Genomic DNA, 10,963 nt, shown 5'->3' with positions numbered 1-10,963 from the left:
AAATAACCATAAAATATGCTTTTATCATCTTCACAGGGAGATCGGAAGGGATGTGCGGCCTTGAGCTATCCACGGCGCGGGATGCACGGTGAGGTCGTCGAGGATCTGGGCCGGCGCATTCTCGGAGGCGATCCCGATGCCGGCGGAACCCTCGACCCGACCGCCCTGGCCAGGCATTACGGCGTCAGCCACACGGTCATGCGCGAGGCGCTGAAAACCCTCGCGGCCAAGGGGCTGGTGGACGCGCGGCCCAAGCGCGGCACGTTCGTCAGGCCGCGCGCCGAGTGGTCGATGCTCGATCCGGACGTCCTGCGGTGGCGGTTCACCCAGCGCGGTGACGAGGGAATGCTCCGCGACCTCGCCGAGGTCCGGGCCGTGGTGGAGCCGGCCGGCGCACGCCTGGCCGCGCAGCGCCGCACCGACGAGGACCTGGAGGTCCTGGAAACGGCACTGGCCCGCATGGCCGACACCGTCTCCGACCCCGTCACGCACACCGAGGCCGACATCGCCTTCCACCGCGCCCTGCTCGCCGCCGCCCGCAACGAAGTGCTCGACTGCCTCCAGGTGGTGATCGCCGCCGCGTTGTACGCGCGGGACCGCCTGGTGCACGCCGGCGGTGAGCGTACCGGGTTCGCCGCCACTCACAGGGCGGTCCTGGACGCGGTACGCCGCGCCGATCCCGACGCCGCCGAATCCGCCATGCGAGACCTGCTCGCGCAGGCCGGAAAGGACGAAGCCGCAATATGACCACCCCCCACATGACGTCCAGGCGGCGCATGCTCGCCTACGCCGCAGGGCTCGCCGGGCTGGCCGCCGTCGCCCAGGTGCCCGGCGGCTGGACCGACTCCTCACCCGCCCTGCCCTCCTCGCCGTTCACCCTCGGCGTCGCCTCCGGCGACCCCCGCCCCGACGGCGTGGTGTTGTGGACCAGGCTCGCCCCTCAACCGCTCGCCGACGACGGGCTCGGCGGCATGCCGCGCAGCCCGGTGCCGGTGCGCTGGGAGGTCGCCGAGGACGACGGGATGCGCAAGGTCGTCCGCAGGGGCGTGGCAACGGCCCGCCCCGAGCTGGCGCACGCCGTGCACGTGGAGGTGCGGGGGCTGCGCCCCGGCCGCGTGTACTGGTACCGGTTCACCGTCGGCTCCGACGACAGCCCGGTCGGCCGCACCAAGACCGCGCCGGATCCCCGCCGGGCCGTGCCGGTGAGCTTCGCCTTCGCCTCCTGCCAGGCCTGGGACATCGGCTTCTACACGGCGTACCGCGACCTGTCCGGCCAGGACCTCGACCTCGTCGCGCACCTGGGCGACTACATCTACGAGAACGGCGTCGCCGCCACCGGAGGCGCCCGCGGCACGCCCCTGTCGCCCGCGCACGGCGAGCTCGTACAGACCCTCTCGCAGTACCGGCTGCGGCACTCGCTCGTCGGCACCGACACCGACCTGCAGGCCGCCCGCGCCGCCGCCCCCTGGCTGTTCACGCTCGACGACCACGACGTGGAGGACAACTGGGGCGCCGACCGGTCGCCCACCGGCGCGACCCCGGAGAACTTCCTGCGCCGCCGCGCCGCCGCGTTCCGCGCCTTCTACGAGAACAACCCGATGCGTCCCTCCGCGCTGCCGGTCGGGCCCGACATGGCGATGCACCACCGGGTCGGCTACGGGCGGCTGGCGAACTTCTTCGTGCTGGACGCGCGGCAGTTCCGCAGCCCCATCGACATCGGGGCGCGGCTCGACCCGTCCCGCACCATGCTGGGGGAAGAGCAGGAACGCTGGCTGCTCAAGGAGCTCGCCGACTCGTCGAGCACCTGGAACCTGCTGGCCAACCAGGTCATGATGTTCCAGCTCGACCGGCTCACCGACCCGGGGCTGCAGCAGCTCAACCCCGACACCTGGGACGGCTACGCGGCCGCGCGCGCCCGGCTCTGGGCCGGCATCGGCGAGCGCCGCGTGTCCAACCCGGTGGTGCTCACCGGCGACGCCCACGTCAACTGCGCCGCGGAGCTCAAGGCCGACTTCGCCGACCCGGACTCGCCGAGCGTGGGCGTGGAGTTCGTGGGCACCTCGATCACCTCCGGCGGCGACGGCTCCGACAGCACGCCGGGAGGCCAGGAGTGGCTGGCGGCCAACCCGCACCTGAAGTTCTTCAACAACCAGCGCGGATACGTGCGCTGCCGGGCCGACGCCGACACGCTGACCACCGACTACGTGGTGGTGGACAAGGTCACCACGGCCGGCGGTGCCGCGTCGGTGCGCAGGTCGTTCGTCGTCGAATCCGGCCGCCCGGCCCTGCAGGACATGTGAGGCAGGATCATGAGAAGGACGTACCACGCCGCCGCAGCGGTGGCGATCTGCTCGGGCCTGTTCACGACGCCCGCCGCGTCCGCCGCGGGATCCGTCTCCGCACGCCTGCCCGCCACGCCGGCGGGCCAGGTGCTGGTGGTGCAGGCCAACCTCCAGGACTCCGTACGCCAGGCGGACGCCCGCGACACCCGCGACCTGGACAACTTCGCCAGGCGGTTGGCCGAGAAGGCGCCGGCGGCGCCGGACGCCCTGCTGCTCACCGAGGTCCTCGGCCCCGGCGCCCGGCATCTGGCGCACGCGCTGAGCCGGGCCACCGGGCAGCGCTACCGGGCCGAGGTGGCGGGTGAGCGCTCAGCCTTCCTGCCCGACGGCGCGGTCAGACAGAACGCGATCATCCTGAACACCCGGACGATGACCGCGAAGCCGCCGCGCGCGGCGGCTTCGAACGGGTGCAGGACGAGGACCAGGCCTACGTGGTGGCCGCCCGGCGGGACGGCACGCTGCGCGTACCGCTGGTCGCCGCGCACCCCGGCGGCGATCCGGCGCCGGCCGCGGCCTGGCTCGCCGATCGTTTCGCCCGCGAGGACGGCGTCACCGTGCTCGGCGGCGACTTCCGCGCCGGGCGCTGCGCCGTGCCCGCGCAGGACCAGACCATCGGGTGCGAGCCGCAGGCGTTCTGGGCGGATCTGACCGGGCCACGGGCCTACACCGACGCCTACTTCGAACGCGGCGACGCGCAGGCACGCCCGCACAGCGGGTACGTCTTCGCCAGGGGTGACGTGCTGAAAGCCGCGATCGACACCGACATGCCGGACGTCTCGGACTGCAAGGCGGCCTTCGACGCCGGACGCTCGCACGCCGCGGATCGGGACTGCCGGGACGCGTACTACGCCGACGAGCCGTTCGGGTGGGCGCTGCTCGGCGCCGCCCGCGACGAGCAGCAGTCGGTAATCCCGGCGAAGCTCGCGCTGGATCACTGCGAGCTGGCCGTGCGCACCACCGGCGTGATGGCCAGGGTCGTCAACAACTCCGGAGCGCCGCTGTCCCGGCCGGTCCGCGTCACCGCGCCCGAGCCGCTCACCGCCGCACCCGAGCAGGCCACCCTCGACGTGCCCGCCGGCCAGGCCGCGAACGTCGTCGTGACCGTCACCGCGCCCAGGGACACCGAGCCCGGCGAGCACCGCGTCACCGTGACGATCGGCTCGACCGAGCAGGAGATCCCGGTCACCGTCACCGAGGAGTGCGTCGAGCCGAAGGCGTACGCGAGCAGCTTCCATGCGGGCTTCGGCCCCGAACTCGCGGTGGACGACGACATCGCGACCCACTGGCACTCCGAGTATCAGCCGCCGCACCCGCTGCCCCAGTCGATCACTCTCAACCTGGGCGACACCAAGCGGATCAGCGCCGTGGACTACCAGCCGAGGTTCGACGGCAACCTCAACGGCACGATCCTCGACTACAAGGTGTACCTCAGCACGGACGGCCAGACCTTCACCGAGGTCGCCGACGGCTCGTGGGCGGCCGACGCCCGGCTCAAGACCGCCTCGTTCGAGGCCGCGGACGCCCGCTACGTGCGTCTGGAGGGCACCCGGGCCAGCGGCGGACCCTATCTGTCGGCGGCGGAGGTGAGCGTCCGATGACCAGGTTCGCGGGACGGACGGCCGTCGTCACGGGTGGCGCGCGGGGCATCGGCGCCGCCACGGTTCGCCGGCTGGCGTCGGAAGGAGCCTCGGTGGTCGTCGCCGACATCGACGAGGCGGCGGGCAGGCAGGTGGCCGACTCCGTCCCCGAGGCCGTGTACGCCGCCTGCGACGTGGCCTCGCCGCAGGCATGGAACGACCTGCGCACGCTGGTCCTCGACAGGTTCGGGCGGCTGGACGTGCTCGTCGGCAACGCGTACCTGCTGCGGCAGGGACCCGCCGACCAGGTGGGGCCGGACGACTGGAACGCCCAGCTCGCGGTCAACCTCGGCGGGTTCTACCTCGGCGCGCGCACGTTCATCGGCGAGTTGCGGCAGGCACGCGGAGCCCTCGTGGCGGTCTCCAGCGTGCACGCCGGATTCGGCCTCCCCGGCCGCCCGGCCTACGCCGCGTCCAAGGGCGGACTGCTCTCGCTGACCAGGCAGCTCGCCGTGGAGTACGGCCCCGAGGTACGCGCCAACGCGGTGGTGCCCGGCCCCATCCTGACCGGGGCGTGGGACGGCATCGACGAGGCCGGCCGGGAGCGCTCCGCCCGCGCCACGGCGGCCGGCCGGCTCGGCAGCCCCGACGAGGTGGCCGCCGCCATAGCGTTCCTCGCCAGCGGCGAGGCGTCGTTCATCACCGGCGCCTCGCTGACCGTCGACGGCGGCTGGAGCGTCACGAAGGACTCCGACTGAACCCGCCGAACCGCAACTGATCGAAAAGGAACTCATGCGCATCGTCTCGCTCACGACCTACCTGGTGGCGCCCCGCTGGTTGTTCCTGCGCGTCGACACCGACGAGGGGATCACCGGCTGGGGCGAGCCGGTCATCGAGGGCAGGGCGGCCACGGTGGCCGCCGCCGTCGCTGAACTGTCCGACCACCTGGTGGGCGCCGATCCGCTGCGCATCGAGGACCACTGGCAGGTGCTCACCAAGGGCGGCTTCTACCGGGGCGGGCCGGTGTTGTCCAGCGCGGTCGCCGGCATCGACCAGGCGCTGTGGGACATCGCCGGCAAGGCCTACGGCGTGCCGGTGCACCGGCTGCTCGGCGGGCCCGTCAGAGAGCGCGTCCGCGTGTACGGCTGGGTGGGCGGCGATTCGCCCGCCGAGGCGTCCGACGCGGCGGTGGGGCTGGTGGAGGGCGGGTTCACCGCACTGAAGATGAACGCCGCGGGCATCCTGCGCGCCATCGACACGGCGGCCTCCGTCAAGGCCATCGTGGACCGGCTCGCGTCGGTGCGCGCCGCGGTCGGTGACGAGGTGGACATCGCGCTGGACTTCCACGGACGGCTGAGCCTGCCCATGGCACGCAGGGTGTTGCCCCTGCTGGAGCCGTACCTGCCGTTCTTCGTGGAGGAGCCCGTCGTGCCGGAGCTCACTGCCGAGCTCGCCGCGGTCACCTCGGCCACCAGCATCCCGATCGCGGCGGGAGAGCGGCTGTACTCGCGGTGGGAGTTCCGCCCCGCGCTGGAGGCGGGCATCGCGGTCGCCCAGCCGGACGTCTCACACGCGGGCGGCATCTCGGAAATCCGGCGCATCGCCGCCCTGGCCGAGGTCTACGGCGCCGCTGTCGCCCCGCACTGCCCGCTCGGCCCGATCGCCCTGGCCGCCAGCCTGCAGACCGGCTTCGCCACCCCGAACCTGCTCATCCAGGAGCAGAGCCTCGGCCTGCACTACAACGAGCCCGCCGACCTGCTCGACTACCTGGTGGACCCGTCGGTGTTCAGGTACGCCGACGGGCACGTGCCGCTGCCGACCGGCCCCGGCCTGGGCATCGAGATCGACGCCGCGGCCGTCGAACGCGCGGCCGAGATCGGCCACCGCTGGCGTTCCCCCATCTGGCGCCGCGACGACGGCGGCCTCGCCGAATGGTGACCTGTCGTGGCCGGGCCGTCGTCACGTGCCGGACATCGACACGCCGCCGTTCCCGTATCGCCCGCCGGCGGCGCGGACGCTCACACCAGGGCGGCGACCGCGCGCAGGGTGACGCCCGTGCCGACGAGCAGGACGAGTGTGGCGGTCATGGCGGCGCTGTACGGGCGCAGGCGCTGCAGCCGCCCCAGCAGGGTGAGGTCACCCAGCTTGCGCAGGGCGAGCGCGGCGGTCAGCAGCGTCAGCGCCATGCCGAGCCCGTAGCAGACGACGGTCATGACACCGAACACGGTACGTCCCAGCGCCACCGCGCCGAGCAGGACCACCAGGGCGGACGGGCTCGGCACCAGCCCGCCGGCCACGGCCAGCGCCACCACCCCACCGGACCGCCGCCCGTGCCCGTGCCCATGCTCATGCCCATGCCCATGGCCGTGGTCGTGGCCGGGGGTGGAGTCGCGGCGGCGGGCGGAGCGGAGCAGGCCGGCGCCGATCAGGGCGATGATGAGCCCACTGGCCACTCCGAGCCAGCTCAGAACCGCCTCCCCCGAGAACGACGCGGTGAGCGTGACCAGCACCCCCAGGACCAGCACCCCCGCCGTATGGGTGGCGGTGACCGTGGCCGCGACCGCGACCGTGTCCCGCAAACGTCTGTCCCGCCCGGCGAGGTAGGCGGCCATGACGGTCTTGCCGTGGCCGGGCATCGCCGCGTGCACGGCTCCGAGCAGCAGCGACAGGAACAGGGCCAGCATGCCGAGCGGCACGGTCAGCCGGTCGGCGCCGACCAGCGTGTTCAGCCGGTCGGCCAGCAGAGCGGTGTAGCGGGTGACGATGTCCACGCCCGGCACGGTCACGGACGTCCCGGCGTCTCCGGTGCCCGGCTCGACCGTGACGCGCGCATGGCGTACGTCGAGCGGGGATCTGAGCAGGTCAGCGGGGTAGTCGCGCAACTCGCCCGACACGCTGTGCGCGGGCACGCTTGAGGCGCTGAGCCGCACGCCGTCCCCCCGGGCCGTGATCTCGCGCCAGCCCACGGTGCCGGCGCGGTGGGCGTTGGCGAAGGTGAGGGTGAGCGGCCGGTCCACCCGCAAAGGCGCGCTCAGGCGGCACGTCAGCCTGCTGGTACGCAGCCCCGCGGCCCCCGCCTGGTAGGCGAAGGACGTCTCGGTGACCCGCCAGGCCAGCGGCCGTCCCTCCACCGTGCCTTCGACGGTGTCGCGCAGCCGCGCGCAGGCACGACGGGCGTGGGCGTCCACGGAGCCCCGCACCGTGTCTTGCAGGGTCGGGATCTCGGCGCTGTCCACGATCGCGACGTGCTCGATCCGGTCGCGGTGGATCGTCAGCCCGTCGTAGTGGTTGACGCTGAAGTTGCCCAGCGGATGCGCGGCCAGCGCCGCGGACACCAGAGGGGCGACCAGTGGAGTGATCATGCCGTCGCCGCCAGCAGCTCGCGCGCCCGCGCCGCCCCGGCCGGGGAGAAGTGCGGGTTGAGGGACAGGGCCCTGGTCAGGTGGGCGCGGGCGGAGGCGGTGTGCCCGAGCGCCTGCTCGATCTCGCCGCGGTGGTAGGCGAACAGCGCGTGGTGCCCGCCGAGCCTTTCCGCCCGTGCGGCGTACGTGGCGGCCTCGGCGTGGCGGCCCGCCCGGTGCAGTGCCCAGCCCAGGGCGTCGGCGACCTCGATGCTCTGGCGCCGTTTCCACTCCGCCCGCAGGTGCCGGACCGCGGTGTCCGGATCGCCGTGATCCGCTTCGTACGTGCCCATGGCCAGGTGGTCGGCGTTCCCGGCGGCGGCGAGGAGCTTGTGCTGGGCGGTGAACACGGCGTACTGACGCCTGGCGCCGGCCCGGTCGCCGAGGTGTTCGAGCAGTTCGCCGTACTCGACGACGAACGACGGGGCCCTCGCGACGACGGAGGCGTAGCCGCGCCGCGCCTGGTCGACGTGGCCGAGCGCGGCCTGCGCGCGGGCCCTGCCCGCCTGCGAGGGCACGTGCCCGGGGTCGGCGGCCAGCGCCTCGGCGTAGGCGGTGAGCGCGGCGCGCGGGTCGCCGGTGTGCCAGGCCAGGTCGCCGAGTTGCCCTTGGCAGAAGGCGTACTCGGCGGGGTCGCCGGCGATCTCGCACGCGCGGTGCAGCAGCTCGCGCGCGGGCCCCGGCCGCCCGTGCACCCGCTCCAGGCGTGCGGCCCTGGTGAAGGAGGCGAAGTCGGGGCGGCCGTCGAGCATGTGCCGCAGCGTGCTCTCGGCCTGCTGGTAATGGCCGAGTTCGAGGTGGGCGTCGGTGAGCACGCCGTACAGCGGCCAGCGGTAGGGGGCGGCCTCACGGGCTCGTTCGGCCCACCGGACCGCGCCGGCGAAGTCGTGCCCGGCGTTGGCCAGCGCGCCCATGCCGATCACGGCGTCGATGTACGGCTCACCGTCGCCCGTGGGCAGGCGCATCGAACGTTCGAACGCGCCCCGAGCCTTGGCGTGGTAGGCGCCGTCGGCGGTGCGGCGGGCCTGTTCCAGATACAGGAAGCCGAGGGCCGCCCAGGCCGCCGCGTCGTCCGGGTGACGGTGCAGGCGGTCCTGGGCGTCCTCTATCGACCCGGCCAGGTCGTACGGCGACCGCCCCGCCTGTTGGGGAGGCGGTTCGTCCCGGCGCAGCGCGCCGCCGGGGGCGTACAGGGCCAGCAGCACGCACCCCAGCAGCAGGCATACCAGCAGGGGCAACGATCGCCGTACACGACTCATCTGATCGGGTGTCCTCGGTGTGGGCTCAGCCGGCGGTGACGGGCAGGGCCAGGTAGGGGAAGCTGCCGGAGATGGGTTTGTACAGGAACGCCGGGTTGTCCTCGGCGATGAGACCCGGAGCGCCGGGACCCGCGGGCTCGCCCAGGAGCATGCGCAGGTTGACGGTCACGACGTCGTCGACGAGGCGGCGGCCGTTGGGGTAGCCCTGCTCGTCGCCCTTGAGGAGGCCGTACTTGTCCGGCTCGGCGGCGACGGGCGTGCTCATGTTGAGGCGCAGCTCCTCCGCCTTGACGATGCGCGAGACGTCCCGGTTCAGCAGGTGGGAGTTGAGGTCGCGGTCGATCGGCCCGTCGCCCCGTGCGGTCAGGCCGGTGAGGTAGATCGCCTCCAGGTCCTTGCGCGGGGCCGGCGGCGCCGCGACTTTGGCCTGTTTCGCGACGACCTTGGCCTGGTCGGGATCGAGCGTGGACGGCACGACCAGCCCGCCGCCCTCGTCGCCGTCGGGCCGCAGCGTGTTGAAGCGGTCGCGCTGCTTCAGCGGAATGATGACCTCGTTGAAGTTGGGGTTGCCCAGCCGCGAGACCTGCTTGAAGCCGGCCTGCCCCGAGCCGAGCACGCCGCTGGACCTGCGGGAGGCGGTGGTCCAGACGCCGATGACGGGGTTGGCCGCGGGGTCGCCGCCGAGCGCCAGCTCCGACTTGGGGATCTGCAGGGCCAGCGAGCTGACGTTGAGCGGCACGCCGGTCTTGACCGGGAAGAACGGCAGCCCGAACCTGAGCAGGTTGACCGCGTGGTTGTCGGAGTAGAACGGGTCGGCGGCCGTGCCGGTGAAGACCTTGCCCCCTCCCGGCAGGTCACGCACGGCCTTGCGGCGCAGCTCCGGATAGTCGGGCGTGGCCAGGGCGCCCATGTCGGCGGGAGCGACATAACCGTCCCGGACGAGCGTCTCCCACTTGCCGTCGCGCAGCCTGGTCAGCGTGTAGCTCTGCTCGACCAGGGCGTCGGCCGGCCCGGCCTGGTGCTTGCGGACCAAGGAGGGCACCGGCAGCCCCTTGGTGGTGAACGTCCACCGGTAGGTGACGGCGGCCCGGCCGGTGCCGGTGTTGTCGATGTGCACCTCGTAGCGGGCGCCGGTGTCGAACTGGTAGGGCTTGTTGGGCACCTGGAAGGGGATGTAGTTGGCCACGATCGTGACCGTGTCCTGGCGTTCGGGGCTGGTGAAGGCGTACAGGTCGGTCGCGTCGACCTGCTTGTCCCGGGTGGTCGCGGGGGCGTCCCAGTGGCTGGTCGCCGTGCCCTGCCGCATCGAGGGGCCGAGCAGCACCGTGGTCGTCAGCATGGCTATGGCGGCGCCGCCGGCGGCGGCCCACGTCCACCGGCTACTCGCGCTGGTCACTCGCATCTGTCTCTCGTTTCGCTGGTACCCGGCCGTGCCCGCGGGCACGGCCGGGCGGATCTCAGGTCAGGGGACGTCGCCCTACGGCACGTACTGGACGACCGCGTCGAGGTTGGCCAGGTAGGCGCCCTCGTTCAGCGGGATGCCGGTGAGCTGCCTGACGGTCCGGCTGAGGTAGGGGCTGACGTAGAACGGCCAGTGCTTGGGCCCGATGCCGCCTTCGAGCGGCCGCGGCGTCGGGACGTACGGGGCGAACTCGGGCAGCCGGTAGGTGGCCACCAGTTGCTCGCCCTGGGGCTCGCCGTCGATCTCGACCTGAGCGTGCGCGCCGTCGGGGCGCAGGTAGATGTCGTGGATGGCGGCCCTGTGCCCGCTCCTGACGTCGTTGAGGGCGAACCCGCCGGGGTAGTAGACGCCGTTGCACGGGTCGATGTGGTCCTGCTTCCACCCGATAGGCATGTAGATGCCCCTGTTACCGGGCTTGGCCTGCATGGGGGCGAGACCCTCCACCCGGATGCCGCGCTCGTCGAGGAGCCTGACGATGTCCTGGCCGAAATCGAAGTTCGCGTGCCCCTTCGGACCGAAGTAGGGGAACTTGAAACACGTGGCGCTCGGCGGCTGAATGGACGGACTGCCGGGCGCGCCGGGGAATGGAGCGGCCCCCGCGGGGGTGGCCGTCGCCGCGATTATCGCGGCGCCGATCACTAGTGTTCGAGTAATGCGGGAAAGAACGCGCATGGCTGTCGGCCTTTCGTTGTCACGAGACGATCGAACGCCTCTGACCTGCGATGACTCGCCCAACGTAGTGAAGATGTCACTCTTTGTAAAGGGAACATAAAGCAGTCGTCGAAAGGCTCGAACCGGTAAAACGGATGCACAAAACAATGCTTGGCGTGACCGGTTGTGCGGGGTGTAAAAAGGAGAAGGCGCCCGGTGGTGAGGGCGCCTTGTGGTGGGCTCAGTTTCCGATGGCCGGGAAGGGTGGGGC

10 protein-coding genes are annotated in these 10,963 nt (G+C 72.4%); 6 read left to right on the top strand and 4 right to left on the bottom strand.

Annotation, left to right across the window (positions count from 1 at the left end; translation table 11 throughout):
* Positions 1-60 precede the first annotated feature (60 nt).
* The 6 genes from GUY59_RS05215 to dgoD all read left to right on the top strand — a co-directional run bounded on the left by GUY59_RS05215 (position 61) and on the right by dgoD (position 5,857).
* Positions 61-747, top strand: coding sequence for a FadR/GntR family transcriptional regulator (locus tag GUY59_RS05215; protein ID WP_236666863.1), 687 nt, complete (start codon positions 61-63; stop codon positions 745-747).
* A complete protein-coding gene (locus GUY59_RS05210; protein WP_201760528.1) occupies positions 744-2,300 on the top strand; it encodes an alkaline phosphatase D family protein in 1,557 nt (518 codons plus the stop codon). The genes GUY59_RS05215 and GUY59_RS05210 overlap by 4 nt, the downstream gene beginning before the upstream one ends.
* 9 nt (positions 2,301-2,309) lie before the next feature.
* Entirely contained in the window at positions 2,310-2,990 is a 681-nt protein-coding gene (locus tag GUY59_RS48320) for a hypothetical protein (RefSeq protein WP_236666862.1), read from the top strand.
* A gap of 116 nt (positions 2,991-3,106) precedes the next feature.
* A complete protein-coding gene (locus GUY59_RS48315; RefSeq protein WP_330849135.1) occupies positions 3,107-3,940 on the top strand; it encodes a discoidin domain-containing protein in 834 nt (277 codons plus the stop codon).
* Positions 3,937-4,677: an SDR family NAD(P)-dependent oxidoreductase gene (locus tag GUY59_RS05200; protein ID WP_138199075.1), complete on the top strand. Its 741-nt coding sequence runs from the start codon at positions 3,937-3,939 to the stop codon at positions 4,675-4,677. The genes GUY59_RS48315 and GUY59_RS05200 overlap by 4 nt, the downstream gene beginning before the upstream one ends.
* A gap of 34 nt (positions 4,678-4,711) precedes the next feature.
* Positions 4,712-5,857 carry a galactonate dehydratase gene (dgoD, locus tag GUY59_RS05195; protein ID WP_138199074.1) on the top strand — a complete coding sequence of 382 codons (1,146 nt, stop codon included), beginning with the start codon at positions 4,712-4,714 and terminating at the stop codon, positions 5,855-5,857.
* Between the two features lie 80 nt (positions 5,858-5,937).
* Here the strand turns inward: dgoD and GUY59_RS05190 are convergent, their stop codons facing one another.
* From GUY59_RS05190 to GUY59_RS05175, 4 genes are all read right to left on the bottom strand, one after another.
* The gene (locus GUY59_RS05190) at positions 5,938-7,281 is read right to left on the bottom strand and encodes a High-affinity nickel-transporter (RefSeq protein WP_138199073.1); all 1,344 of its coding nucleotides are present in this window, start codon (positions 7,279-7,281) and stop codon (positions 5,938-5,940) included.
* Positions 7,278-8,579, bottom strand: a complete 1,302-nt coding sequence (locus tag GUY59_RS05185; RefSeq protein ID WP_138199072.1) for a tetratricopeptide repeat protein — start codon at positions 8,577-8,579, stop codon at positions 7,278-7,280. The genes GUY59_RS05190 and GUY59_RS05185 overlap by 4 nt, the downstream gene beginning before the upstream one ends.
* Before the next feature lie 25 nt (positions 8,580-8,604).
* Entirely contained in the window at positions 8,605-9,981 is a 1,377-nt protein-coding gene (locus tag GUY59_RS05180; RefSeq protein WP_138199071.1) for a DUF4331 domain-containing protein, read from the bottom strand.
* A 75-nt stretch (positions 9,982-10,056) separates the two neighbouring features.
* A complete protein-coding gene (locus GUY59_RS05175) occupies positions 10,057-10,680 on the bottom strand; it encodes a hypothetical protein (RefSeq protein ID WP_161714412.1) in 624 nt (207 codons plus the stop codon).
* Positions 10,681-10,963 lie beyond the last annotated feature (283 nt).

This window comes from Nonomuraea sp. K271 (genome assembly GCF_009908215.1).
Lineage (GTDB): Bacteria > Actinomycetota > Actinomycetes > Streptosporangiales > Streptosporangiaceae > Nonomuraea > Nonomuraea longispora.
Note: the sequence above shows the minus strand (reverse complement) of the source record. Positions and strands in the feature narration are given on the sequence as shown.